At 72.7% G+C, this 25527-nt stretch carries 23 protein-coding genes; 20 read left to right on the top strand and 3 right to left on the bottom strand.

Annotation, left to right across the window (positions count from 1 at the left end; all coding sequences use genetic code 11):
* Positions 1-145: 145 nt before the first annotated feature.
* Complete coding sequence (locus ACFVVL_RS30655; RefSeq protein WP_387680944.1) at positions 146-571, top strand: thiol-disulfide oxidoreductase DCC family protein; 426 nt, start codon at positions 146-148, stop codon at positions 569-571.
* A gap of 40 nt (positions 572-611) precedes the next feature.
* On the opposite strand, the gene ACFVVL_RS30660 is transcribed toward ACFVVL_RS30655, so the two are convergent.
* A complete protein-coding gene (locus ACFVVL_RS30660; RefSeq protein WP_387680947.1) occupies positions 612-2666 on the bottom strand; it encodes an elongation factor G-like protein EF-G2 in 2055 nt (684 codons plus the stop codon).
* A 215-nt stretch (positions 2667-2881) separates the two neighbouring features.
* Here ACFVVL_RS30660 and pgsA point away from each other — a divergent pair, with 215 nt between their 5' ends.
* The 16 genes from pgsA (at position 2882) to ACFVVL_RS30740 (ending at position 19020) form a co-directional block, all read left to right on the top strand.
* Positions 2882-3529 carry a phosphatidylinositol phosphate synthase gene (gene pgsA, locus ACFVVL_RS30665; RefSeq protein ID WP_380294187.1) on the top strand — a complete coding sequence of 216 codons (648 nt, stop codon included), beginning with the start codon at positions 2882-2884 and terminating at the stop codon, positions 3527-3529.
* Complete coding sequence (locus ACFVVL_RS30670) at positions 3526-4569, top strand: phosphatidylinositol mannoside acyltransferase (RefSeq protein WP_380294206.1); 1044 nt, start codon at positions 3526-3528, stop codon at positions 4567-4569. The genes pgsA and ACFVVL_RS30670 overlap by 4 nt, the downstream gene beginning before the upstream one ends.
* A gap of 82 nt (positions 4570-4651) precedes the next feature.
* A complete protein-coding gene (locus ACFVVL_RS30675; protein ID WP_387680951.1) occupies positions 4652-5833 on the top strand; it encodes a glycosyltransferase family 4 protein in 1182 nt (393 codons plus the stop codon).
* Between the two features lie 75 nt (positions 5834-5908).
* Positions 5909-6277, top strand: a complete 369-nt coding sequence (locus tag ACFVVL_RS30680) for a 5-carboxymethyl-2-hydroxymuconate Delta-isomerase (RefSeq protein WP_380294189.1) — start codon at positions 5909-5911, stop codon at positions 6275-6277.
* A 74-nt stretch (positions 6278-6351) separates the two neighbouring features.
* Positions 6352-6852, top strand: coding sequence for a hypothetical protein (locus ACFVVL_RS30685; RefSeq protein WP_380294207.1), 501 nt, complete (start codon positions 6352-6354; stop codon positions 6850-6852).
* Positions 6853-7016: 164 nt separating this feature from the next.
* Positions 7017-7928, top strand: coding sequence for a pyridoxal 5'-phosphate synthase lyase subunit PdxS (gene pdxS, locus ACFVVL_RS30690; RefSeq protein ID WP_350545123.1), 912 nt, complete (start codon positions 7017-7019; stop codon positions 7926-7928).
* A gap of 86 nt (positions 7929-8014) precedes the next feature.
* Positions 8015-8632: a pyridoxal 5'-phosphate synthase glutaminase subunit PdxT gene (gene pdxT / locus ACFVVL_RS30695; protein WP_380294190.1), complete on the top strand. Its 618-nt coding sequence runs from the start codon at positions 8015-8017 to the stop codon at positions 8630-8632.
* A 92-nt stretch (positions 8633-8724) separates the two neighbouring features.
* The gene (locus tag ACFVVL_RS30700) at positions 8725-9483 is read left to right on the top strand and encodes a YebC/PmpR family DNA-binding transcriptional regulator (RefSeq protein ID WP_049651428.1); all 759 of its coding nucleotides are present in this window, start codon (positions 8725-8727) and stop codon (positions 9481-9483) included.
* Between the two features lie 195 nt (positions 9484-9678).
* Positions 9679-10233: a crossover junction endodeoxyribonuclease RuvC gene (gene ruvC / locus ACFVVL_RS30705; RefSeq protein ID WP_380294191.1), complete on the top strand. Its 555-nt coding sequence runs from the start codon at positions 9679-9681 to the stop codon at positions 10231-10233.
* Complete coding sequence (gene ruvA / locus ACFVVL_RS30710; protein ID WP_380294192.1) at positions 10230-10841, top strand: Holliday junction branch migration protein RuvA; 612 nt, start codon at positions 10230-10232, stop codon at positions 10839-10841. Before ruvC ends, ruvA begins: the two co-directional genes overlap by 4 nt.
* Positions 10842-10893: 52 nt before the next feature.
* Entirely contained in the window at positions 10894-11991 is a 1098-nt protein-coding gene (ruvB, locus tag ACFVVL_RS30715; protein WP_380294193.1) for a Holliday junction branch migration DNA helicase RuvB, read from the top strand.
* A 272-nt stretch (positions 11992-12263) separates the two neighbouring features.
* Complete coding sequence (gene yajC / locus ACFVVL_RS30720; RefSeq protein ID WP_387680958.1) at positions 12264-12692, top strand: preprotein translocase subunit YajC; 429 nt, start codon at positions 12264-12266, stop codon at positions 12690-12692.
* Positions 12693-12836: 144 nt separating this feature from the next.
* Positions 12837-14663: a protein translocase subunit SecD gene (gene secD / locus ACFVVL_RS30725; RefSeq protein ID WP_387680961.1), complete on the top strand. Its 1827-nt coding sequence runs from the start codon at positions 12837-12839 to the stop codon at positions 14661-14663.
* Between the two features lie 4 nt (positions 14664-14667).
* The gene (gene secF, locus ACFVVL_RS30730) at positions 14668-15786 is read left to right on the top strand and encodes a protein translocase subunit SecF (RefSeq protein ID WP_380294196.1); all 1119 of its coding nucleotides are present in this window, start codon (positions 14668-14670) and stop codon (positions 15784-15786) included.
* Positions 15787-15811: 25 nt separating this feature from the next.
* The gene (locus ACFVVL_RS30735) at positions 15812-16363 is read left to right on the top strand and encodes an adenine phosphoribosyltransferase (protein ID WP_387680964.1); all 552 of its coding nucleotides are present in this window, start codon (positions 15812-15814) and stop codon (positions 16361-16363) included.
* A 221-nt stretch (positions 16364-16584) separates the two neighbouring features.
* Positions 16585-19020 (top strand): RelA/SpoT family protein, encoded by a 2436-nt coding sequence (locus ACFVVL_RS30740; protein WP_387680967.1) that lies wholly within the window; start codon positions 16585-16587, stop codon positions 19018-19020.
* A gap of 81 nt (positions 19021-19101) precedes the next feature.
* On the opposite strand, the gene ACFVVL_RS30745 is transcribed toward ACFVVL_RS30740, so the two are convergent.
* Positions 19102-20331 (bottom strand): DUF349 domain-containing protein, encoded by a 1230-nt coding sequence (locus tag ACFVVL_RS30745; protein ID WP_387680969.1) that lies wholly within the window; start codon positions 20329-20331, stop codon positions 19102-19104.
* A 263-nt stretch (positions 20332-20594) separates the two neighbouring features.
* A complete protein-coding gene (locus tag ACFVVL_RS30750; RefSeq protein WP_380294199.1) occupies positions 20595-21428 on the bottom strand; it encodes a peptidylprolyl isomerase in 834 nt (277 codons plus the stop codon).
* Between the two features lie 280 nt (positions 21429-21708).
* Between ACFVVL_RS30750 and ACFVVL_RS30755 the strand changes: the two genes are divergently transcribed.
* From ACFVVL_RS30755 to aspS, 3 genes are read left to right on the top strand one after another with little or no spacing between them, the layout of a single operon-like run.
* Positions 21709-22416 carry an MBL fold metallo-hydrolase gene (locus tag ACFVVL_RS30755; protein ID WP_380294200.1) on the top strand — a complete coding sequence of 236 codons (708 nt, stop codon included), beginning with the start codon at positions 21709-21711 and terminating at the stop codon, positions 22414-22416.
* 11 nt (positions 22417-22427) lie between these two features.
* Positions 22428-23690, top strand: a complete 1263-nt coding sequence (gene hisS, locus ACFVVL_RS30760) for a histidine--tRNA ligase (RefSeq protein ID WP_380294201.1) — start codon at positions 22428-22430, stop codon at positions 23688-23690.
* Positions 23687-25477, top strand: a complete 1791-nt coding sequence (gene aspS / locus ACFVVL_RS30765) for an aspartate--tRNA ligase (protein ID WP_380294202.1) — start codon at positions 23687-23689, stop codon at positions 25475-25477. The genes hisS and aspS overlap by 4 nt, the downstream gene beginning before the upstream one ends.
* Positions 25478-25527 lie beyond the last annotated feature (50 nt).

Here is a 25527-nt window from a genome sequence, read left to right on the forward strand (position 1 = left end):
CGTGCCGGGGCACCGGCGCGGGCATGATCGTCTGAAGTGCCGTCACGAACGGGCCACGGTGGGCCTGTGGGGCATGATGCCCACGTTCCGGCTGTTCGACGCGCCCCGGTGCGGCCGTCGGGGCGCGATGGTGCACGATGGCGGCATGACGAGCGGTGGGCTGACGGATCCGGTGCTGGTGTTCGACGGGGACTGCGGGTTCTGCACCACGTGTGCGACCTGGGCGGAGCGCTATCCGCGGCAGACGCTGGCGTCGGGGGGCTGGGAGGCGGTGCCGTTCCAGTTCGCGGACCTGGCGGAGCTGGACGCGGTGGCCGGGGGGCGCGGTGAGGTGACCCGGGAGCGCGCGGAGCGCGAGGTGCTGTGGGTGACGCCGGGCGGCCGGGTGTACGGCGGGGCGCAGGCGGTGGCGCGGCTGCTGATGCGTTCGGGCGGGGCGTGGGCGTACCTGGGCGGGGTGCTGGCGACGGCGCCGGTGCGGCCGGTGGCGGCGGTGGTGTACCGGTGGGTGGCGCACAACCGGCACCGGATGCCGGGCGGGACGCCGGCCTGCGCGCTGCCGCGGCGGTGAACGGCCGGCCCTCCGGAGGGTGGAGCGGCCGGGGAGGGCGTCAGTCCTGGCGGGTGAAGCGGTCGGCGAGGGCGGCGGGCATGGGTTCGTGGCGCAGGTGGGCGCGGCTGAACTCGGCGGTGCCGTGGGTGAGGGAGCGCAGGTCGAGGGGGTAGCGGGCGAGTTCGAGCTCGGGGACCTCGGCGCGCAGCAGGGTGAGGCCGGGGCCGCCGGTCTCGGTGCCGAGGACGCGCCCGCGGCGGGCGGAGAGGTCGCCGAGGACGGCGCCGAGGTAGTCGTCGGGCAGCAGGACGCCGACGGCGGCGACGGGTTCGAGCAGCCGGATGACGGCGTGTTCGGCGGCGTCGCGCAGGGCGAGGGCGGCGGCGGTCTGGAAGGCGGAGTCGGAGGAGTCGACGGAGTGCGCCTTGCCGTCGGTGAGGGTGACGCGGATGTCGACCAGCGGGTGGCCGGTGGCGACGCCCTTGGCGAGTTGGGCGCGGACGCCCTTCTCGACGGAGGGGATGAAGTGCTTGGGGACGGAGCCGCCGACGACGTGTTCCTGGAACTCGAAGCCGGAGCCGGCGGGGAGGGGTTCGACCTCAAGGTCGCAGATGGCGTACTGGCCGTGGCCGCCGGACTGCTTGACGAGGCGCCCGTGGCCGGCGGCGGCGGTGCCGAAGGTCTCGCGCAGGGCGACCCGGTGCTCGACGGTGTCGACGTGGACGCCGTGGCGGTTGCGGAGCCGGTCGAGGACGGCTTCGGCGTGGGCCTCGCCGGTGCACCAGAGGACGAGCTGGTGGGTGTCGGGGTTCTGTTCGAGGCGTAGGGCGGGGTCCTCGGCGGCGAGCCGGGACAGGGCCTGGGAGAGCTTGTCGTCGTCGGCCTTGCTGTGCGCCTCGACGGCGACGGGCAGCAGGGGTTCGGGCAGGGTCCAGGTGTCGAGTTCGGCGGTGTGGCCGGGCTCCTGGACGGTGTCGCCGGCGCGGGCGGTGGTGAGCTTGGCGGCGCAGACGAGGTCGCCGGCGACGGCGTGCGGAACGGGTCGCTGGAGCTTGCCGAAGGGGCTGGTGAGGCCGGTGACGCGTTCCTCGGCGTCCTGGTCGGCGGGGTGGCCGGGGCCGGTGAGGCGGATGCGGGTGTCGGGGCGCAGGGTGCCGGCGTAGAGGCGCAGCAGGCTGACGCGCCCGACGTAGGCGTCGCCGGTGACCCGGACGACCTGGGCGGCGAGGGGGGCGTCGGGGTCGCAGTCGGGGGCGGGGCGGGTGCGTTCGGCGGGGGTGGGGAAGGTGGTGGTGATGAGGTCGAGGAGTTCGGTGGCGCCGAGGCCGTGTTCGCTGGTGGGGACGGCGGGGTGCAGGGTGCAGGCGAGGACCTCGCGGCGCATGCCGGCTTCGAGGGAGTCGGTGTCGGGGGTCTCGCCGGTGAGGTACTGCTCCATGAGGGTGTCGTCCTGCCCGGAGATGGCTTCGACGAGGCTCTCGCGGGCGGGGGCGGTGTCGGGCAGGGGGTCGGCCTCGCCGTAGGTGTGGCCGGTGAGGAGGTCGACGCTGCCGTCGGGCCGGCCGTCGTGGTGGACGGGCAGGAAGAGCGGCCGCAGGGTGTCGGGGCCGAGGCCGAAGGCGTCGTGGCAGGCGGTGAGGATGTCGTCGAGGCTGCCGCGGGCGATGTCGAGCTTGGCGACGGCGATGGCGCGGGGGATGTTCTCGGCGGCGCACTCGCGCCACAGGGCACGGGTGGGGGCGGTGACCGGGTCGGTGGCGGAGACGACGAAGACGGCGGCGTCGGCGGCGTGCAGGGCGGCGCGCAGCTCGGCGGCGAAGTCGGGGTGGCCGGGCGGGTCGATCAGGTTGATCTTGGTGCCGCGCCATTCGAGCGGGAGCACGGAGAGCTGGACGGAGCGTTGCTGCTGGTGCTCGATGGGCTCGTGGTCGGAGACGGTGGTGCCGTCGGTGACCCGGCCGGGGCGGCCGACGGCGCCGGCGGCGTGGGCGAGGGACTCGGCGAGGGTGGTCTTGCCCACGCCGGCGCAGCCGATGAGGACGACGTTGCGCAGGTCGCCCGGTCCGGCGACGGCGGGGGCCTGGCCGGCTCTGGCGGTGCTGCGGTCGGGCATCGGGGTCTCCTCCCGTCGCGCCGAGGCTGTCGGTGAAAGTCTAGGGGCGGGGGCTGCGGGGGGCGCGCGAGCGGCATGCGGGGGTGGTGCGCGCGCGGGGGAGGTCGGCGGGCGTGGCTACGATGGGTGGGCCGGATGGGCTGATCCATCGGGTCGTCTGCCGCGCACTCCGGCCGCAGGCGGGTACCAGGCAGATCGGAGCGGTCGGGAAGGCCATGCTCAACAAATACGCGCGTGCCTTCTTCACACGTGTCCTGACCCCGTTCGCCGCGTTCCTCATCCGTCTGGGTGTGAGTCCGGACACCGTGACGCTGGTCGGTACGGCCGGTTCGGTGGCCGGTGCGCTGGTGTTCTTCCCGCGCGGGGAGTTCTTCTGGGGCACCATCACGATCACGCTGTTCATCTTCTCGGACCTGGTGGACGGGAACATGGCGCGGCAGCTGGGGCGGTCCACGAAGTGGGGAGCGTTCCTGGACTCGACGCTGGACCGGGTCGCGGACGCGGCGATCTTCGGCGGCATCGCCCTGTGGTACGCCGGCAAGGGCGACAACGACCTGCTGTGCGCGGTGGCGGTGTTCTGCCTGGCGAGCGGGCTGGTGGTGTCGTACACCAAGGCGCGGGCGGAGAGCCAGGGGCTGCCGTGCGACGTGTCGGGGCTGGTGGAGCGGGCCGAGCGGCTGGTGATCAGCCTGGTGGCGGCCGGTGTGGCGGGTCTGCACACGTTCGGGGTGCCGTACGTGGAGTGGCTGCTGCCGGTGGCGCTGTGGCTGGTGGCGGCCGGCAGCCTGGTGACGGTGTTCCAGCGGATGCTGCAGGTGCGCCGTGAGGCGTTCGAGGCGGACCGCATGGCGGCCGGGAGTTGAGAGGGGGCGGTCCCGCGGTGAAGGACCGAGTGGTGGACCGGCTGGTGTACACGGCGTACGCGGCGGGCTGGGGGGCGCTCAAGCACCTGCCCGAGCCGGCGGCGCGGGCGCTGTTCGACCGGCTGGCGGATTCGGCGTGGCGGCGGCGCGGCAAGCGGGTGCTCCAGCTGGAGGCGAACCTGCTGCGGGTGTGCCCGGAGGCGGACGAGGCCCGGCTGCGGGAGCTGTCCCGGGCGGGGATGCGCTCGTACATGCGGTACTGGCAGGAGTCGTTCCGGCTGCCCGTGTGGGGCCGCGGGCGGGTGCTGCGGGACGTGCAGGTGGACGGCTTCGAGCACGTGCAGGCGGCGATGGAGGCCGGGCGGGGTGCGGTGGTCGCACTGCCGCACATGGGCAACTGGGACCTGGCGGGCGCCTGGGTGGCGACCCGGGGGTACCCGTTCACGACGGTGGCGGAGCGGTTGGAGCCGGAGCGGCTGTTCGACCGGTTCGTGGCGTTCCGGGAGAGCCTGGGCATGGAGGTGCTGGCGCTGACCGGCGGCTCGGTGAGCGTCGTCGGCACGCTGGCGCGGCGGCTGCGGGCGGGCAGGCTGGTCTGCCTGGTGGGGGACCGGGACCTCTCGGAGGCGGGCATCGAGGTGTCGTTCTTCGGTGAGGCGACGCGGATGCCGGCCGGTCCGGCGGCGCTGTGCCAGCGGACCGGGGCGGCGCTGCTGCCGGTGTCCCTCTGGTACGAGGGGCGGACCATGCGCGGGCGGGTGCACCCGGAGGTCGTGGTGCCGGCGGAGGGCGACCGGGCGGAGAAGACCCGGGCGATGACGCAGGCGATGGCCGCGGTGTGGGAGGCGGCGATCCGGGAGCACCCGGAGGACTGGCACATGCTGCAGCGCTTCTGGCTGGCCGACCTCCCGGTCCGTGAGACGGTGGAGCCGGGGGCGGACCGGGCCGCGGCAACCGCCCGTCCGGCCGTCCGGGAGCCCGCCGTCCGGCCGGCGGCGGAGGCGGCCGGGGAGCCGGCGGCCGAGGCCTCGGGGGCCTGAGCGCCGACGGACCCCGGGACCTCCCGGGAGCGCCGTCGTACCCGCACCGCACCGCACCGCCCGCAGGATTTCGAGGAGACCCGTGAAGATCGGCATCGTCTGCCCCTACGACTGGGACGTCCCCGGCGGCGTGCAGTTCCACATCCGGGACCTCGCCGAGCACCTGATCGGCCTGGGCCACGAGGTGTCGGTGCTGGCGCCGGCCGAGGACGACGAGGCGCTGCCGCCGTACGTGGTGTCGGCCGGGCGGGCGGTGGCGGTGCCGTACAACGGCTCGGTGGCGCGGCTGAGCTTCGGGATCCTGTCGGCGGCCCGGGTGCGGCGGTGGCTGCACGAGGGGCGGTTCGACATCCTGCACGTGCACGAGCCGGCCTCGCCGAGCCTGTCGATGCTGGCGGCGTGGTCGGCGTCGGGCCCGATGGTGGGCACCTTCCACACCTCGAACCCGCGCTCGCGGGCGATGATCGCGGCCTCGCCGATCCTGCAGCCGGGGCTGGAGAAGATGCGGGCGCGGATCGCGGTGAGCGAGTACGCGCGGCGCACCCTGGTGGAGCACCTGGGCGGGGACGCGGTGGTGATCCCCAACGGCGTGGACGTGGGGTTCTTCGCGCAGGCCGAGCCGGACGAGCGGTGGACCGGCGGGGCGGCCGAGGGGCGGCCGGGGACGATCGGCTTCATCGGCCGGATCAACGAGCCGCGCAAGGGCCTGCCGACGCTGCTGGCGGCGCTGCCGCGGATCCTCGCGCAGCGGCCGGGGGTGCGGCTGCTGGTGGCGGGCAAGGGCGACGAGGAGGAGGCGGTCGCCGGGCTCGCGCCGGAGGTCCGCGCGCAGGTGGAGTTCCTCGGCATGGTGAGCGACCGGGACAAGGCCCGGTTGCTGCGCAGCGTGGACCTCTACGTGGCGCCGAACACCGGCGGCGAGAGCTTCGGGATCATCCTGGTCGAGGCGATGTCGGCGGGCGCGCCGGTGCTGGCGAGCGACCTGGACGCGTTCAAGCAGGTGCTGGACGGCGGGGACGCGGGCGAGCTGTTCCCGGTGGAGGACGCGGACGCGCTGGCGCGGGCGGCGCTGCGCCTGCTGGGCGACCCGGCGCGGCTGGAGGAGCTGCGCAAGGCGGCGTCGCGGCACGTGCGGCGGTTCGACTGGTCGACGGTGGGCGCGGACATCCTGGCCGTGTACGAGACGGTGACGGCCGGGGAGGCCGCGGTGGTGGAGGACGAGCGCAGCGGGCGGCGCGGCCGGTTCGGGCTGGCCCGGGACTGACCGGGGCGGGGCACCGAGGTTAGGGTTCGGACGGTTTCCCGTCCGCAGTTCCCGTTCCCGTCCCTGGAGGGCCCGATGCCGCAGATCTCCGTCGACTACTCCCCGAGCCTGGCCGGCTCCTTCGACCGCCGCGAGCTGGGCGCGGCGATCAACCGGCTGGCGGTGGAGACCGTCGCCGCCGCGCCCGAGGGCTGCAAGACGGTCTTCCGGGCGACCGACCCGGAGGTCGTGGTGGGCTTCGGGGAGCGCGCCGAGGCGCAGCTGTTCGTGCAGTTCCAGATCTTCCCGGGCCGCAGTCCGGAGGCGAAGGCGGCGCTCACCGAGGGGGTGCTGGCGCTGCTGGCGGAGCGGGTGAAGCCGGCGCCGGGGGAGCGGCTGCACCTGGCCGTGGACGTGCGCGACATCGACCGCGAGGCCTACCGGAACACCGCGATCGAGGGATGAACCGGGGGCACCCGGTAGCGTAGCGCCCCGTGACTACCTGGATCTGGGCCGGCGTGGCCGTGGTGCTGTTCGGCATGTACCTGAGCTGGACGGCCGGAAGGCTGGACCGGCTGCATGCCCGGATCGACGCCGCCCGTGCGGCGCTGGACGCGCAGCTGGTCCGCCGGGCGTCGGTGGCGATGGAGCTGGCGACGTCCTCGTTGCTGGACCCGGCGGCGTCGCTGCTGCTGCTGGACGCGGCGCACGCGGCGCGGCAGGCGGAGGACGAGCAGCGCGAGGTGGCGGAGAGCCAGCTGAGCCTCGCGCTGCGGGCGGTGTTCGCCGAGCCGGAGCAGGTGGCGGCGCTGGTGGCGGAGCCGGGCGGCGAGGACGCGGTGCGCGACCTGACGGCGGCGGTGCGGCGGGTGCCGATGGCGCGGCGGTTCCACAACGACGCGGTGCGGGCGGCGCGGGCGGTGCGCGAGCACCGGCTGGTGCGCTACTTCCGGCTGGCGGGCAAGGCGCCGTTCCCGATGGCCTTCGAGATGGACGACGCGCCGCCGCCGGCGCTCACCCCGCAGGGCGCTCCGGCGTAGCCCGACCGGTCGCGGCCCGGTCCCACCTGGGCCGATGGGGGTCCGGATACGGCCTCTTTGTCGTATCCCGCCGGACCGGCTGGACTTGGTGGCGCATGGAGGGGCGGTACCTTCCGCCTACCATAGGGCGATAGCACTGGTTCATTCTTCGAGTGAGGTCTCACGTGTCCACCACCCCCACCACCGCAGACCAGCCGCAGATCGGCACCGCCCGGGTGAAGCGCGGCATGGCCGAGCAGCTCAAGGGCGGTGTGATCATGGACGTGGTCAACGCCGAGCAGGCCAAGATCGCCGAGGACGCCGGCGCTGTGGCCGTCATGGCCCTGGAGCGGGTGCCGGCCGACATCCGCAAGGACGGCGGCGTGGCGCGCATGTCGGACCCGAACATGATCGAGGAGATCATCGGCGCGGTCTCGATCCCGGTCATGGCGAAGTCCCGGATCGGCCACTTCGTCGAGGCCCAGGTCCTGCAGTCGCTGGGTGTCGACTACATCGACGAGTCCGAGGTCCTGACCCCGGCCGACGAGGTCAACCACTCCGACAAGTGGGCGTTCACCACCCCCTTCGTCTGCGGTGCCACCAACCTGGGCGAGGCGCTGCGCCGCATCGCCGAGGGTGCGGCCATGATCCGTTCCAAGGGCGAGGCCGGCACCGGCAACGTCGTCGAGGCGGTCCGCCACCTGCGCCAGATCAAGAACGAGATCGGCCACCTGCGCGCCCTGGACCACAACGAGCTGTTCGCCGCCGCCAAGGAGCTGCGCGCCCCGTACGAGCTGGTCAAGGAGGTCGCCGAGCTCGGCAAGCTGCCGGTCGTGCTGTTCTCCGCCGGTGGCGTGGCCACCCCGGCCGACGCCGCGCTGATGCGCCAGCTGGGTGCCGAGGGCGTCTTCGTCGGCTCGGGCATCTTCAAGTCGGGCGACCCGGCCAAGCGTGCCGCCGCGATCGTCAAGGCCACCACCTTCTTCGACGACCCGAAGATCATCGCCGACGCCTCCCGCAACCTGGGCGAGGCCATGGTCGGCATCAACTGCGACACCCTGCCGGAGAGCGAGCGGTACGCCAACCGCGGCTGGTAATGCGCCCCGGACGGCCCGCCGCGCGGTGATCACCGGCGCGGCGGGCCGCCGCGCGTCGTCCGTTCGAGAGTCAAGAGGTACGAGAAGTGTCCACTCCAGTCATCGGCGTCCTCGCCCTGCAGGGTGACGTCCGCGAGCACCTGATCGCGCTGGCCGAGGCCGACGCGCTGGCCCGCCCGGTCCGCCGCGCGGAGGAGCTGGCCGAGGTCGACGCGCTGGTGATCCCCGGCGGGGAGTCCACCACGATGTCCAAGCTGGCGCTGCTGTTCGGCGTGATGGACCCGCTGCGCGAGCGGGTCGCCGCCGGCATGCCGGTGTACGGGACCTGCGCCGGCATGATCATGCTGGCGGACAAGATCCTGGACGGGCGCGAGGACCAGGAGACGGTCGGCGGCATCGACATGACGGTGCGCCGCAACGCCTTCGGCCGCCAGAACGAGTCCTTCGAGTCCGGGATCGCCTTCCGCGGCCTGGACGACGCCCCGGTGCACGGCGTGTTCATCCGCGCGCCCTGGGTGGAGTCGGTCGGCGCGGGCGTCGAGGTGCTGGCCGAGCTGCCGGCCGCCGACGGCCCGGAGAGCCGGATCGTGGCCGTCCGTCAGGGCAACCTGCTGGCCACCTCGTTCCACCCGGAGCTCACCGGTGACCACCGGGTGCACGGCCACTTCGTGCGCATGGTCGAGGAGCACCTCGCCGCCGCGTGACCGCGCGTGCATGACCGTGTGCGGTGGGGCGGCGGCCGCACCGGTAAGATCTCATCTGTTCATTTCCCTTTGGCGACGTAAAGGAGCTGGCGATGTCCGGCCACTCTAAGTGGGCTACCACCAAGCACAAGAAGGCCGTGATCGACGCCAAGCGCGGCAAGCTCTTCGCCAAGATGATCAAGAACATCGAGGTGGCGGCGCGCACCGGCGGCCCCGACCCGGCCGGCAACCCGACGCTCTACGACGCCATCCAGAAGGCGAAGAAGAGCTCGGTCCCGATCGACAACATCAACCGCGCCGTCAAGCGCGGTGGCGGTCTGGAGGCCGGCGGTGCCGACTACCAGACGATCATGTACGAGGGCTACGGCCCGAACGGTGTCGCGGTGCTCATCGAGTGCCTCACCGACAACCGCAACCGCGCGGCCTCGGACGTGCGCGTGGCGATGACCCGCAACGGCGGCTCGATGGCCGACCCGGGCTCGGTGTCCTACCTGTTCACCCGCAAGGGCGTCGTCATCGTCCCCAAGGCGGACGGCGTGGACGAGGACAAGCTCTTCGAGGTCGTCCTCGACCAGGAGCCCGAGGAGATCAACGACCTCGGCGACTCCTTCGAGATCGTCTCCGAGGCCTCCAAGATGGTCGCCGTGCGCACCGCCCTGGTGGACGCCGGCGTCGACTACGACTCGGCGGAGGCCAACTTCCTGCCGAGCATGCAGGTCGAGCTGGACGTCGACGGCGCCCGCAAGATCCTGAAGCTGATCGACGCCCTGGAGGACAGCGACGACGTGCAGAACGTCTTCGCCAACTTCGACATCAGCGACGAGGTCGGTGCGCAGCTCGACGCCGAGTGATCGTGCCCCCTCCCGGCCCGGCGGTCCCCAGGACCGCCGGGCCGGTGTCGTTCGGGGCGCTGTCGGTGGCGGGGGGTAGCCTTCCCCTGCAGGTCTCGCGCCGCAGGTCGAAGGGCGCGCCGGTGCCGGAAGCGATGAGCGCCGGCGCCGGGTCGGAGCGCCCGGAGACGAGTGGCGAGCAACAGAGGGGGAGCCTTGGTACGGGTGCTGGGTGTCGACCCCGGGCTGACCAGGTGCGGGGTCGGCGTGGTCGAGGGCGCGCCGGGCCGGCCGCTGCGGATGGCCGGGGTCGGTGTGGTCCGCACCCCCGCCGAGGCGGAGATCGGGCAGCGGCTGCTGCTGGTCGAGCAGGGCCTGGAGGCCTGGCTGGACGAGCACCGGCCCGACCTGGTGGCCGTCGAGCGGGTCTTCGCCCAGCACAACGTCCGCACCGTGATGGGGACGGCGCAGGCCAGCGCGGTGGCGATGCTCTGCGCGACCCGGCGCGGCATACCGGTCACCCTGCACACCCCGAGCGAGGTCAAGGCCGCCGTCACCGGCTCCGGCCGGGCCGACAAGGCCCAGGTCACCGCCATGGTGCAGCGGCTGCTGCGGCTGGACGCCCCGCCGAAGCCGGCCGACGCCGCCGACGCGCTGGCGCTGGCCATCTGCCACATCTGGCGCGGCGGCGCCGCCAACCGCCTGGAGGCCGCGATCCGGGCGGCCCGCACCACCACCTCCCCGCAGGGCCCGAAAGGAACCGTCCGATGATCGCCTTCGTGCAAGGACCCGTGGCCGCGCTGTCCGGCGGCATCGCGGTGGTCGAGGTCGGCGGGGTCGGCATGGCCGTGCAGTGCACGCCGAACACGCTGGCCGGCCTGCGACTGGGGGAGCCGGCCCGGCTGGCGACCTCGCTGGTGGTCCGCGAGGACTCGCTGACCCTGTTCGGCTTCGCGGACGACGACGAGCGGGCGGTCTTCGAGATCCTCCAGGCGGCGCCCGGCGTCGGCCCGAAGCTGGCGCAGGCGATCCTCGGCGTGCACAGCCCCGACGCGCTGCGCGTCGCGATCGCCAACGGCGACGAGAAGGCGCTGGTCGCGGTGCCCGGCATCGGGAAGGCCAAGGCCGCCAAGCTGCTGCTGGAGTACAAGGACAAGCTCGGCGCCCCGCACGGCGGGGTCCCCGCGCAGAAGCCGGTCGCCACCGGTCCGGCGCCGTGGAGCGAGCAGCTGCACTCCGCGCTGGTCGGCCTCGGCTACGCGCCCCGCGAGGCGGACGACGCGGTCACGGCGGTCACGCCGGAGGCCGAGGCGCAGCCGGTGCCGGACGTGGGAGCGCTGCTGCGCCTGGCGCTGCGCGGGCTCAACCGTTCTCGCTGAAGCCATCTGACGACCTGTCCTCTTGTCGACACCGATCTGGGAGCCGCCCGCGATGAGCCCCTACGACTCCGAGCCCGCCGACCGGCTGGTGACCGCCGCCGCCGACGGCGAGGACCAGGCCGTCGAGGCGGCGCTGCGCCCGCGGCTGCTGGACGAGTTCATCGGCCAGGAGCGGGTGCGCGAGCAGTTGTCGCTGGTGCTCCAGGCGGCCCGCCAGCGCGGGGCGGCCCCGGACCACGTGCTGCTCAGCGGCCCGCCCGGGCTCGGCAAGACCACGCTCTCGATGATCATCGCGGCCGAGCTGGGCGCCCCGATCCGGATCACCTCCGGCCCGGCGATCCAGCACGCGGGCGACCTCGCGGCGATACTCTCCTCGCTCAGCGAGGGCGAGGTGCTGTTCCTCGACGAGATCCACCGGATGTCGCGGCCCGCCGAGGAGATGCTCTACATGGCGATGGAGGACTTCCGGGTCGACGTGATCGTCGGCAAGGGGCCCGGGGCGACCGCCATCCCGCTGGAGCTGCCGCCGTTCACCCTGGTGGGTGCGACCACCCGGGCGGGTCTGCTGCCTCCGCCGCTGCGCGACCGGTTCGGCTTCACCGGGCACATGGAGTTCTACGCGCCGGCCGAGCTGCAACGGGTGGTGCACCGTTCGGCCGCGCTGCTGGACGTGGAGATCGACCCGGCCGGCGCCGCCGAGATCGCCGGCCGCTCCCGGGGCACGCCGCGGATCGCCAACCGGCTGCTGCGCCGGGTGCGCGACTACGCGCAGGTGCGCCACGACGGCGTGGTCACCCCGGAGATCGCCGGCCAGGCGCTGGACGTCTACGAGGTGGACGCCCGTGGTCTGGACCGGTTGGACCGGGCGGTGCTGGACGCGCTGCTGCGGCTGTTCGGCGGCGGCCCGGTCGGGCTGTCGACGCTGGCCGTCGCGGTGGGGGAGGAGGCCGAGACGGTCGAGGAGGTCGCCGAGCCGTTCCTGGTGCGGGAGGGGCTGCTGGCCCGCACCCCGCGCGGGCGGATCGCCACCGCCGCGGCCTGGCAGCACCTGGGTCTGACCCCGCCGGCGCAGCCCGGGCGCGGCGGTGCGGTGCCGGCCCAGCCCGAGCTCTTCGCCCCGGACGGGGGTCGCGCCGGGGACCAGGGGTGAACGACGCGCCGTCGCGCTGAGCCGAACGGGTGAGGGCGGAGCGTGTGCGGATCATGCGCGCCCGCCGTCGGGGCGCCTGCGGAAGCCGGGGAAGAAGTCCGGGGAAACTGTGCAGGCGGAGGGTCGCCACTTTCGGCGGCAGGATGCGATGCTTGGCGTTGTCCGATCAGTTCGGGGTCGCCTAGACTCCGCCGGACCGCCCCTCTCACCCGACGGGACGACCAATACCACACAGGCCGCCGGCCGGCGGCCCGTAAAGGACCCTGGCTGCAGTGAACCTCATCATCCTCCTCCTCCCGATCCTCGCCATCGTGCTCATGTTCCGGGCGCAGAAGAAGCGCCAGGCGCAGATGACCCAGATGCAGACGGCTCTTGAGCCGGGGGCGGGCGTGCGGACCATCGGCGGCCTGTACGCGCAGGTGAAGGCGGTCAACGAGGAGACCGTCGAGCTGGAGATCGCGCCGGGCGTGGTCACCCACTTCACCAAGAGCGCGATCGCGGCGGTCCTGGATCCCGCCGAGTACGACGCGATCATCAACGGCCGTCCGGGCGAGGACGAGGGGGTCGGCGCCTCGGACGAGGACGCCGAGGTCGAGGCCGCGCCGGCCGACGCGAAGCCGCTGTCGTTCAGCAAGGACGACGACGCCGACAAGGGCGACGCGAAGGCCGAGGCCGAGGGCGGGGCTCCCGCGAGCAAGTAGTACGGTCGGGCACCCGCCCGGCCGCGCGGCGTTGTGCCGCGAGCCCACAGGACTCAGGGCCGCAGTTCCGCCACTTCCCGCCCGGCCGCGTGCCGGGCGGGGGTCGGTGGGGGGAAGTGGCATGGACAGGGAGAAACGAGCAAGGTGGCAACACCCAAGTCGCGCCCGCGCGACGGTTACCCAGGGCGGGCGCTGGCCCTCATCCTGGTCGTCACCGTCGGACTGGTCGCCCTCATGTTCGGGACGGGCAACACCAAGCCCCGCCTCGGGATCGACCTCGCCGGCGGCACCAGCATCACGCTGAGCGCGAAGTCGACCGACCCCAAGGCGATCAACAAGTCCAACATGGACATCGCCACCGGGATCATCGAGCAGCGGGTCAACGGGATGGGCGTCTCCGAAGCGGAGGTCCAGACCCAGGGCGACCGCAACATCATCGTGAACATCCCCAAGGGCGGTGACAAGCAGAGCGCGGCCGACCAGGTCGGCACCACCGCGAAGCTGTACTTCCGCCCGGTCCTCGCCCTCGCCCCCAGCGGCATCCAGGCCCCGGCCCCGACCGCGACCCCGTCGGCGGGCGCGAGCGGCACCCCGGCCGCCGCCACCCCGAGCGCGAGCGGCACCCCGGCCGCCGCCGGCACGCCGAGCGCCGCCGCCGCGACCGGCACCCCGAGCGCGAGCGCCACCAAGCAGGGCCGTCCGGCCGGTGAGGCCCTCGCGGCCGACAACCCGACCACGCCCGCCGCCACCGGCGCCGCCGCGACTCCCCCCGCCGCCACCGGCGCCCCGACCCCCGCCGCCACCGACCCGGCGGCCACGCCGGACCTGTCCTCGGCGATGACCTCGGGCACCGTTCCGCCGGAGCTGGCCGCCCAGTTCGGCGCGCTGGACTGCACCAAGCCGGACCAGCGGAACAAGAACTACCAGAGCGGCGAGGGCGCGCCGACCGTCGCCTGCACCCAGAAGGACGAGAACGGGCTCTACTACAAGCTCGCCCTCGGCCCGGTCGCGGTCTTCGGCTCGGACGTCTCCAAGGCGCAGGCCACCATCGACACCCAGCAGGGCGGCGGCTGGCAGGTCCAGCTGCAGTTCAACGGCAAGGGCACCGACGCCTTCACCGCCGTCACCGGCCAGCTGGCCAGCCAGCCCGAGCCGGGCAACCAGTTCGCCATCGTGCTGGACGGCCAGGTCGTCTCCCACCCGTACGTGCGCAGCGCCATCCCCGGCGGCTCGGCCGTGATCTCCGGCAGCTTCACCCAGACCGAGGCGCAGAACCTCGCCAACGTGCTGAGCTTCGGCGCCCTGCCGCTGGAGTTCCAGACCAGCGACGTCACCACCGTCTCCCCGCAGCTCGGCGGCGACCAGCTGAAGGCCGGTCTGATCGCCGGTCTGATCGGCATGATCCTGGTGGTCGCCTACTCGCTGGTCTACTACCGGGGCCTGGGCCTGATCTCGATCGCCGGTCTGCTCGTCTCGGCGGCGCTGACCTACTCGATCATGAGCCTGCTCGGCGCCGGGATCGGCTTCGCGCTGAACCTGCCGGCGGTCTGCGGTGCCATCGTCGCGATCGGTATCACCGCCGACTCCTTCATCGTCTACTTCGAGCGCATCCGCGACGAGGTCCGCGAGGGCGCCCCGCTGCGCCCGGCGGTCCAGCGGGCCTGGCCGCGCGCCCGGCGCACCATCCTGGTGTCGGACTTCGTGTCCTTCCTCTGTGCCGCCGTGCTCTACCTGGTCTCGGTCGGCAAGGTCCAGGGCTTCGCGTTCACGCTGGGCCTGACCACGGCGCTCGACGTCGTCGTCATCTTCCTGTTCACCAAGCCGCTGATCACGCTGCTGGCCCGCCGGAAGTTCTTCTACGAAGGCCACCCGTGGTCCGGTCTGGACCCGAAGCGGCTGGGCGCCCGCCCGCCGCTGCGCAGCACCCGCCGTCGCACCCCGTCGTCCTCCGCCGCCGTGAAGGGGGCCTGACACCGTGTCGCGCTTCTCCAATCTGGGCCACAAGCTCTACCAGGGCGAGGTCAGCTTCGACTTCGTCGGCCGCCGCAAGCTCTGGTACAGCATCTCCGCGGTGATCGTCCTGATCGCCGGGATCGGCCTGGCGATGGGCCTGCACCTGGGTATCGAGTTCAAGGGCGGCTCGGTCTACACCGTGGCCAAGCCGGGGCTCTCGGTGTCGCAGGCGCAGGACGCGGTCGACAAGATCGTCTCCTCGCACCCGCTGGTGCAGTCGACCGACAACGGCAAGATCCGGATCCAGATCTCCTCGGAGGACAAGACCACCTCCTCGGAGTTCACCGGCAAGCTGTCGCAGGAGATCGGCGTCCCGGTCGCGGAGATCGACACCCAGGTGATCGGTCCCAGCTGGGGTGAGCAGATCTCCAACAAGGCGCTCACCGGCCTGATCATCTTCATGATCCTGGTGACGATCTACCTGGCGATCGCCTTCGAGTGGCGGATGGCGGTGGCCGCCCTGGTCGCCCTCATCCACGACCTCCTGATCACCATCGGCGTCTACGCCCTGGTGGGCTTCGAGGTCACCCCCGGTACGGTGATCGGCTTCCTGACCATCCTCGGTTACTCCCTCTACGACACGGTCGTCGTCTTCGACACCGTGAAGGAGAACACCAAGGACCTCACCAAGCAGAACAAGCTCACCTACAGCGATGCGGCCAACGCGGGCCTCAACCAGACCCTGGTCCGCTCGCTCAACACCACCGTGGTCGCCCTGCTCCCGGTGGCGGCGCTGCTGTTCATCGGTGGCGGTCTGCTCGGGGCCGGCACCCTGAACGACATCTCGCTGGCGCTGTTCATCGGTCTCGCCGCCGGTGCCTACTCCTCGATCTGCGTCGCCACCCCGCTGCTCGCGCAGCTGAAGGAGGAGGCGCCGGAGATGAAGGCCCTGGCCAAGCGGGTGGCCCAGCGCCGTGCCGCCGATGCCAAGGCCGCCGCGGCCAAGGAGGCCGGGGAGGCCGCCGGGGCCGGGGACGCCGAGGAGATCGCCGACGAGGACCTTCCGGCGGGTATGGTCGGTCAGCGCGGCCGGGCGGCCGGCACCACGCGTGCCAAGGGCCGTCCGTCCACCAAGCGCTGATCCCCGCCGACCCTAAGGACCCTTCGTGACCACCGCCGACACCGCACTGGCCGAGCTGCTCACCAGCCGGATCCGGGACGTCCAGGACTACCCGAAGCCGGGCGTGCTGTTCAAGGACATCGCGCCGCTGCTCGCCGACGCCGAGGCCTTCGCCGCGCTCACCCGGGCGCTGGCGCAGCGGGCCGCGGAGCTCGGGGCCACCAAGGTGGTCGGCCTGGAGGCGCGCGGCTTCGTGCTGGCCGCCCCGGCGGCCTTCGCGGCCGGGGTCGGTTTCGTGCCGATCCGCAAGCAGGGCAAGCTGCCCGGCGAGGTGTTCCGCCGCTCGTACGAGCTGGAGTACGGCTCGGCGACGCTGGAGGTGCAGTGCGACGCCTTCGCGCCCGGTGAGCGGGTGCTGGTGGTGGACGACGTGCTGGCCACCGGCGGGACCATCGGTGCCTCGCTGGACCTGGTCCGGGAGGCCGGCGCGGAGCTGGCCGGCGTGGTCGTGCTGATGGAGCTGGGCTTCCTCGACGGCCGCGAGCGGCTGACCCCGCACCTGGGCGGAGCCCCGCTGGAGACGCTGGTCACGGTCTGAGCCCCGCGGGGCCCATCGGACGACGGGCGGCGGCCGGAATGTTCCGGCCGCCGCCCGCTGTTGTGTCGGGCGTGTGTCCGCAGCGTGTGCGGGCCCGGCCGACCGAACGTCCTGGCGCAAGGCTCGGTACCATGAAGATTCATCCCCTCCCGGTTGCGCGAGGCGCGGCCCGAGCCGCCCGGCGCCCGCGGGGGGCAGGCCGAGTGCCCTGAGGAGTGTCCTTGCCCGACGAGGTTGTGCCCACGGCGGCTGCGGCCGCCCCCGAGAACCGGCCCACGCCCTCGGGGGCCACCCCGGCACGTCCGGCGCCGACCCCGTCCCGCCCGTCCGCCCCCGGCGGCCGCAGCCCCTCGGGCGGCGGCGGCATGCGGGCCCGCCTGGCCCGCCTCGGCGGTCAGCGCTCCAGCGTCCTGAACCCCGTCCTGGAGCCGCTCTTCCGCTCCATCCGGGCCAACGACCCCAAGGCCGACCCGGCGCTGCTGCGCGACATCGAGAAGGCGTACGCGGTCGCCGAGAAGTGGCACCGCGGGCAGAAGCGCAAGAGCGGCGACCCGTACATCACCCACCCGCTGGCCGTCGCGACCATCCTGGCCGAGCTGGGCATGGACGCCCCGACGCTGATGGCCGGGCTGCTGCACGACACCGTCGAGGACACCGACTACGGCCTGGAGACCCTGCGCAAGGACTTCGGCGACTCGGTGGCCCTGCTGGTGGACGGCGTCACCAAGCTGGACCGGGTCAAGTTCGGCGAGGCCGCGCAGGCCGAGACGGTCCGCAAGATGGTCGTCGCGATGGCCAAGGACCCCCGGGTCCTGGTGATCAAGCTGGCCGACCGCCTGCACAACATGCGCACCATGCGCTACCTCAAGCGGGAGAAGCAGGAGAAGAAGGCCCGCGAGACGCTGGAGATCTACGCCCCGCTGGCGCACCGGCTGGGCATGAACACCATCAAGTGGGAGCTGGAGGACCTCGCCTTCGCGATCCTCTACCCCAAGATGTACGACGAGATCGTCCGGCTGGTCGCCGAGCGCGCCCCCAAGCGGGACGAGTACCTGGCGACCGTCATCGACCAGGTCCAGGGCGACCTGCGCGGCGCCCGGATCACCGCCTCCGTCACCGGGCGGCCGAAGCACTACTACTCGGTCTACCAGAAGATGATCGTCCGGGGCCGGGACTTCGCCGAGATCTACGACCTGGTGGGCATCCGGGTCCTGGTCGACACCGTCCGCGACTGCTACGCGGCGCTGGGCACCATCCACGCGCGGTGGAACCCGGTGCCGGGGCGGTTCAAGGACTACATCGCCATGCCCAAGTTCAACATGTACCAGTCGCTGCACACCACGGTGATCGGTCCCGGGGGCAAGCCGGTCGAGCTGCAGATCCGCACCTTCGACATGCACCGCCGCGCCGAGTACGGCATCGCCGCGCACTGGAAGTACAAGCAGCGCGCGGTGGCCGGCGCCTCCAAGGTGCGCACCGACACCCCGGCCCAGACCCGCAAGGACGACAAGGCCGGCGCCGTCAACGAGATGGCCTGGCTGCGCCAGCTGCTGGACTGGCAGAAGGAGACCGCCGACCCCAGCGAGTTCCTGGAGTCGCTCCGCTTCGACCTGGCCAGCAACGAGGTCTTCGTCTTCACGCCCAAGGGCGACGTCATAGCCCTGCCGGCCGGGGCCACCCCGGTCGACTTCGCCTTCGCGGTGCACACCGAGGTCGGCTACCGCACCATCGGGGCCCGGGTGAACGGGCGGCTGGTGCCGCTGGAGTCGACCCTGGAGAACGGCGACACCGTCGAGGTGTTCACCTCCAAGGCGGAGAACGCCGGGCCGTCCCGTGACTGGCTGGGCTTCGTCAAGTCCCCGCGCGCCCGCAACAAGATCCGCGCCTGGTTCTCCAAGGAGCGCCGCGAGGAGGCGATCGAGCAGGGCAAGGAGGCCATCGCCCGCGCGATGCGCAAGCAGGGCCTGCCGATCCAGCGGATCCTCACCGGCGACTCGCTGGTCACCCTCGCCCACGAGATGCGCTACCCCGACATCTCCTCGCTGTACGCGGCGATCGGCGAGGGCCACGTCACCGCGCAGAACATCGTCCAGAAGCTGGTGCAGGCCCTCGGCGGCGAGGAGGGTGCCACCGAGGACCTCGCCGAGACGGCCACCCCGACCCACGACAACCGGCGTGCGGTGCGCCGCCGGGCCAAGGGCGACCCGGGCGTGATCGTCAAGGGCGTCGAGGACGTCTGGGTGAAGCTGTCGCGCTGCTGCACCCCCGTGCCGGGCGACGCCATCGTCGGCTTCGTCACCCGCGGCAACGGGGTCTCGGTGCACCGCGCCGACTGCGTCAACGTCGAGGCGCTCAGCCAGCAGCCCGAGCGGATGATCGAGGTGGAGTGGGCGGCCACCCAGTCCTCGGTCTTCCTGGTGGCCATCCAGGTCGAGGCGCTGGACCGCTCCCGGCTGCTCTCGGACGTCACCCGGGTGCTGTCCGACCAGCATGTCAACATCCTGTCGGCGGCGGTGCAGACCTCCCGCGACCGGGTGGCGATGAGCCGCTTCACCTTCGAGATGGGCGACCCCAAGCACCTGGGCCACGTCCTCAAGGCGGTCCGCGGCGTCGAGGGCGTCTACGACGTCTACCGCGTCACCTCGGCCCGCAAGTAGCCAGCCGGACACGGCGAGGGCCCCCGGGGATCGCTCCCCGGGGGCCCTCGCCGTACGGCGCTGCGCGTCGGCGGCGCAGGATCAGCCGCTGAACTCCTCCTGGCTGCGGTGCGCCTGCTCCAGCAGCTCCTGGACGCCGGCCAGCTCGGACTCCAGCTTCGCCGCCCTGGAGGCGTTGCCGGCCGCACGGGCCTTGTCGAGGTCGGTCCGGAGCTTGTCCGCCTTGGCCTGGAAGAGGCCGACCATGCCGGCGGCACGGGCCTTGGCCTCCGGGTTGGAGCGCTTCCACTCGGCGTCCTCGGCCTCGCGGACGGCCCGCTCGATCGCGTTCAGCCGGCCGTCCAGCTTCGGGCGGATGTCGCGCGGGACGTGGCCGATGGCCTCCCAGCGCTCGTTGACCTCGCGCAGGGCCGCCTTCGCCGCCTTGAGGTCGGTGATCGGCAGGATCGCCTCGGCCTCGGACGCGAGCGCCTCCTTGAGCTTCTGGTTGGCGACCTGCTCGGCGTCACGCTCGCTGAACACCGCGGAGCGCGCCTGGAAGAAGACGTCCTGGGCGCCGCGGAACCGCGCCCACAGCTCGTCCTCGATGTCGCGCTGGGCCCGGCCGGCGGCCTTCCAGCGGGCCATCAGGTCGCGGTAGCGGGCCGCGGTGTCGCCCCACTCGGTCGACGAGGAGAGCGCCTCGGCCTCGGAGACCAGCTGCTCCTTGGTGAGCCGGGCCTGCTCGCGCTCGGCGTCCAGCGCCGCGAAGTGCGACTTGCGGTGCTTGGAGAAGACCGAGCGGGCGTGCGAGAAGCGGTGCCACAGCTCGTCGTCGCTCTTGCGGTCCAGGCGGGGCAGGCCCTTCCAGGTGTCCACCAGGGCGCGCAGCCGGTCGCCGGCCTCCCGCCACTGGGTGGACTCGGCGAGCTGCTCGGCCTCGGCGACCAGCGCCTCCTTCGCGGTGCGGGTCTCGTCCTGGGCCTTGGCCCGGGCCGCCTTGCGCTCCTCACGACGGCTCTCGATCTCGCCGGAGAGCACGTCCAGCCGCTGGGCCAGCGCCGCCAGGTCGCCCACCGCGTGCGCCTCGGTGACCTGCTCGCGCAGGTGCTCCAGGGCGGCCTGGGCGTCCTTGGCGGCCAGGTCGGTGGTGCGCACCCGCTTCTCCAGCAGGCCGATCTCCACCTCGATGCCCTGGTACTTGCGCTCGAAGTAGGCGAGCGCCTCCTCGGGCGAGCCGGCCTGCCAGGAACCCACGACGCGTTCGCCGTCGGCCGTCCTGACGTAGACCGTGCCCTGCTCGTCGACACGGCCCCACGGGTCGCTGCTCATAGCGCGTCCTCCACATGACGTCGCGCCCGCGCCGGGGCGGTACGCGTCCGTCGTCCACAGTTGATGTGCGGCGGACCGATGAGTCCGCCGTCCCCGTCCGCCGTGTTCTGCTGCCGAGGGTGACGGCAGGCGGGTCCGGGCACCCTACACAACGCCAACATAGGCGACCGGGACCGGTGCTGTCCGCATCCGGGCCGGGCGATTTCGGTCCGGGGCCGTCCCGGTCACGCCGCGGGGGCGCTCGGGGACGGCCCCGGGGCGGGTCAACCCTTGACGGCGGTCACCGAGTTGAGGGTGACGTCGGCCATCGGGTGGCCGTCCCCGCCGCCCTCCAGGGTGCCCGCGGCGGCGATCTTCTGGAGCACGTCCAGGCCGCCGGTGATCGTGCCGAACGGGGTGTAGTTCGGGGACAGCTGGGTGTCCTTGTAGACCAGGAAGAACTGGCTGCCGTTGGTGCCCGGGCCGGCGTTGGCCATCGCCACGGTGCCGGCCGGGTAGGTGGCGCCGGTGAGGTTCTCGTCGGCGAACTTGTAGCCGGGGCCGCCGGTGCCGCCCGGGGCGGTGGCGCTGGCCGTCGGGTCGCCGCACTGCAGCACGAAGATGCCGTCGGTGGTGAGCCGGTGGCACTTGGTGTGGTCGAAGTACTGCTCGCCGGCCAGGAAGGTGAAGGAGTTCACGGTGTGCGGCGCCTTGGCGGCGTCCAGCGAGAGCGTCACCTTGCCGCAGTTGGTGTCCAGCGTCACCGCGTAGGTGGCCTTGGCGTCGACGGTCATGGCCGGCTCGGCCTGCCACTGCTTGCCGTTCGGCGCGCCCGCCGCCGGCTCCCCGCAGCCCTCGACCGGCTTGCGGGTCGGCACGGTGGGCTCGGTCGGGGTCGGCGCGGCCTGCGCGGCGGGGCTGTCCTTCTTCTTGTCGTCCGAGTCGAAGGCGCCGGTCGCGAAGAGGGTGCCGCCACCGGCCAGCACGACCACGGCGAGTGAGGCACCGAGGATCGTGTTGCGACGCTTGCGCGCGGCCGTCTGGGCGGCCCGGCGCTCCATCTGCCGCTCGTACTTCTCCCGGGCGAGCTGCCGCCGCCGCTGTTCGCTGCTGACCACCGGCTGTGTCTCCTACGGATGTGCTGATCGCGGATGTGGGGGCTTCGTCTGTGTGCGACGCCGATGCGGATCATCGCACCCATCGGCGGCCAAGTGTAGGGACCGCGACCGTAAGAACGGGGTGAACCGTTCAGCTCGAAGTGAACCTGTCACGCCTATCTGGTTCGCAACCGGACCCGGACCGCCGGTAGGCTGCCCCTACATCACAGTTCGTAGCCGCAGCCGAAGCCGCCACGGCGAGGAACGCCGAAGAGCCGAGACCGACACCAGAAGGACGCGCGTGTTCATCGCCGGATTCCCCGCAGGAGCCTGGGGCACCAACTGCTACCTGGTCGCGCCGGGTCCGGGCGAGGAGTGCGTCATCGTCGATCCGGGCCACCGGGCCGCCGCCGGCGTCGACGAACTGGTCCGCGAGCACCGCCTCAAGCCGGTCGCCGTCCTGCTCACCCACGGCCACATCGACCACGTCGCCTCCGTGGTCCCGATCAGCGGTGCCCGGGGCGTGCCGGCCTGGATCCACCCCGAGGACCGCTGGATGATGAGCGACCCGGAGAAGGCGCTCGGCCGCTCGCTGGGCACCCGGCTGATGGGCGAGCTGACCGTCGGCGAGCCGGACGACGTGCGCGAGCTCACCGACGGCAGCGTGCTGGAGCTGGCCGGCCTGTCCCTCACCGTCGACCACGCCCCCGGCCATACCAGGGGGTCGGTGACGTTCCGGACGCCCGGCGCCGAGGACCTTCCCCCGGTGCTCTTCTCGGGCGACCTGCTCTTCGCCGGCTCCATAGGGCGAACCGACCTCCCGGGCGGGGACGGCGAGGCGATCATGCGCTCGCTGGCCCGGGTGTGCCTGCCCCTCGACGACGCCACCGTGGTCCTCTCCGGCCACGGCGGACAGACCACCATCGGCCACGAGCGCGCCACCAACCCCTACCTCCGACAGGCAGCGGGGGCGGCCGGCGCCCCGGCTTTCCCGCGACGAGGAATGTGACGGAAGAGAAGTTGAGCACCTTCACCGCCCCCAAGGGCACCTACGACCTGCTGCCGCCCAGCTCCGCGACCTTCCTGGCGATCCGCGAGGCGATCGCCGCGCCCGCCCGCCGGGCCGGCTACGGCTACGTCGAGACCCCGGTCTTCGAGGACGTCAAGCTGTTCTCCCGCGGCGTCGGCGAGTCGACCGACATCGTCACCAAGGAGATGTACACCCTCACCACCAAGGGCGGCGACGAGCTCGCGCTGCGCCCCGAGGGCACCGCCTCCGTGCTGCGCGCCGCGCTCCAGGCCAACCTGCACAAGCAGGGCAACCTGCCGGTCAAGCTCTGGTACTCCGGCTCGTACTACCGCTACGAGCGCGCCCAGAAGGGCCGCTACCGCCAGTTCTCGCAGGTCGGCGCGGAGGCGATCGGCGCCGAGGACCCGGCGCTGGACGCCGAGCTGATCATCCTCGCCGACGACGCCTTCCGCGCGCTCGGCCTGAGCGACTACCGCCTGCTGCTCAACAGCCTCGGCGACAAGCAGTGCCGCCCGGTCTACCGCGCCGCCCTGATCGAGTTCCTGGCCGGCCTGGACCTCGACGAGGACACCCGCCGCCGCGCCGGGATCAACCCGCTGCGGGTGCTCGACGACAAGCGCGAGTCGGTGCAGGCCCAGCTCGGCGACGCCCCGATGCTGCGCGACTACCTCTGCGAGGACTGCAAGGCCTACGACGAGAAGGTCCGCGAGCTGCTGACCGCCAACGGCGTCGACTTCGTCGACGACCCCAAGCTGGTCCGCGGCCTCGACTACTACACCCGCACCACCTTCGAGTTCGTGCACAACGGCCTCGGCGCCCAGTCCGCCATCGGCGGCGGCGGCCGCTACGACGGCCTGTCCGAGATGATCGGCGGCCCCGCGCTGCCCTCGGTCGGCTGGGCGCTCGGCGTGGACCGCACCTTCCTGGCCCTGGAGGCCGAGGGCGTCGCCCTCGACCTGCCGGCCGCCACCTCCGTCTACGCCGTCGCGCTCGGCGAGGAGGCCAAGAACGTCCTGTTCGCCAAGGTGATCGAGCTGCGCCGGGCCGGCGTCGCCACCGACCTCGCCTTCGGCGTCAAGAGCATCAAGAACGCCATGAAGTCCGCCGACCGTTCCGGCGCCCGCTTCGCCCTCGTCGCCGGTGACCGCGACCTCGCCGAGGGCGTCGTCCAGCTCAAGGACCTCACCACCGGCGAGCAGAACCCCGTCGCCCTCGACGCACTCGTCACCACCCTGAAGGAGAAGCAGCTGTGATCCGCACGCACGACGCGGGCACGCTCCGCCCGGAGCACGCAGGCACCACCGTCACCCTGGCCGGCTGGGTCGCCCGCCGCCGCGACCACGGCGGCGTGGCCTTCATCGACCTGCGCGACGCCTCCGGCACCGTGCAGATCGTGGTCCGCGACCTCGACTCGGTGCACGGCCTGCGCGCCGAGTACTGCGTCAAGGTGGTCGGCGACGTCCGGGTGCGCCCCGAGGGCAACGAGAACCCCGACATCCCGACCGGCGCCGTCGAGGTCGTCGTCAGCGGGATCGAGGTCCTCTCCGAGGCCGCGCCGCTGCCGTTCCCGGTCGCCGAGTACGAGCCCGGCACGGTCAACGAGGAGGTGCGCCTGCGCTACCGCTACCTCGACCTGCGCCGCGAGGGCCCGGCCAAGGGCCTGCGCCTGCGCTCCAAGGTCAACAACATCATCCGCCGGGTGATGGAGGAGAACGACTACCTCGACATCGAGACGCCGTACCTCACCCGCTCCACCCCCGAGGGCGCCCGCGACTTCCTCGTCCCGGTCCGCCTGCAGCCCGGCCACTGGTACGCCCTGCCGCAGTCGCCCCAGCTGTTCAAGCAGCTGCTGATGGTCGCCGGCATGGAGCGCTACTACCAGATCGCCCGCTGCTTCCGCGACGAGGACTTCCGCGCCGACCGCCAGCCGGAGTTCACCCAGCTGGACATCGAGGCCTCCTTCGTCGACCAGGAGGACGTCCTGGCCCTCGGCGAGAAGATCATCGGCGCCATCTGGCGCGAGGTCCACGGCTACGAGATCCCCGACCCGCTGCCGCGGATGACCTACGCCGACGCCATGGGCCGCTACGGCTCCGACAAGCCGGACGTCCGCTTCGGCCAGGAGCTCACCGACCTCACCGAGTACTTCAAGGGCACCGACTTCCGGGTCTTCCAGGCCCCGTACGTCGGCGCCGTGGTCATGCCCGGCGGCGCCTCGCAGCCGCGCAAGCAGCTCGACGCCTGGCAGGACTGGGCCAAGGCGCGCGGCGCCCGCGGCCTCGCCTACGTGCTCATCGACGCCGAGACCGGCGAGCTGCGCGGTCCCGTCGCCAAGAACCTCTCCGAGGAGCACCTGGCCGGCCTGGCCGCCGCCGCCGGCGCCAAGAACGGCGACGCGATCTTCTTCGCGGCCGGCAAGGAGCGCGCCTCCCAGGAGCTGCTCGGCGCCGCCCGCCTGGAGATCGGCCGCCGCTGCGAGCTGATCGACGAGTCCCGGTGGGCCTTCCTGTGGGTCGTCGACTTCCCGATGTTCGAGCCGATCGAGGACGACAAGGGCGTCTTCCAGGGCTGGCACGCCGTGCACCACCCCTTCACCGCCCCCACCGCGGAGTCGCTGGCCACCTTCGACACCGACCCGGGCGCCGCCCTGTCCAACGCCTACGACCTGGTGCTCAACGGCTCGGAGCTGGGTGGCGGTTCGATCCGTATCCACCAGCGGGACGTGCAGAAGCGGGCGTTCGACGCGATCGGCCTCTCCGAGGAGGAGGCCGCCTCGCAGTTCGGCTTCCTGCTGGACGCCTTCAACTACGGCCCGCCGCCGCACGGCGGTGTCGCCTTCGGCCTGGACCGGATCGTCACCCTGCTCGGCGGGTACGACACCATCCGGGACGTCATCGCCTTCCCGAAGACGTCCACCGGCGGCGACCCGCTGACCGGAGCCCCCACCCCGATCACCCCGGCGCAGCGGCGCGAGGCCGGCGTCGACGCCCAGCCGAAGGTTCGCGAGGACGGCAAGTCCGAGGGCCAGCCGAAGGCCTGACACCCCGTCGGCCGACATCGGCTAACCTTTCACGGCCCCGGGCGGCATTT

The organism is Kitasatospora sp. NPDC058115, from assembly GCF_042884635.1.
Lineage (GTDB): Bacteria > Actinomycetota > Actinomycetes > Streptomycetales > Streptomycetaceae > Kitasatospora.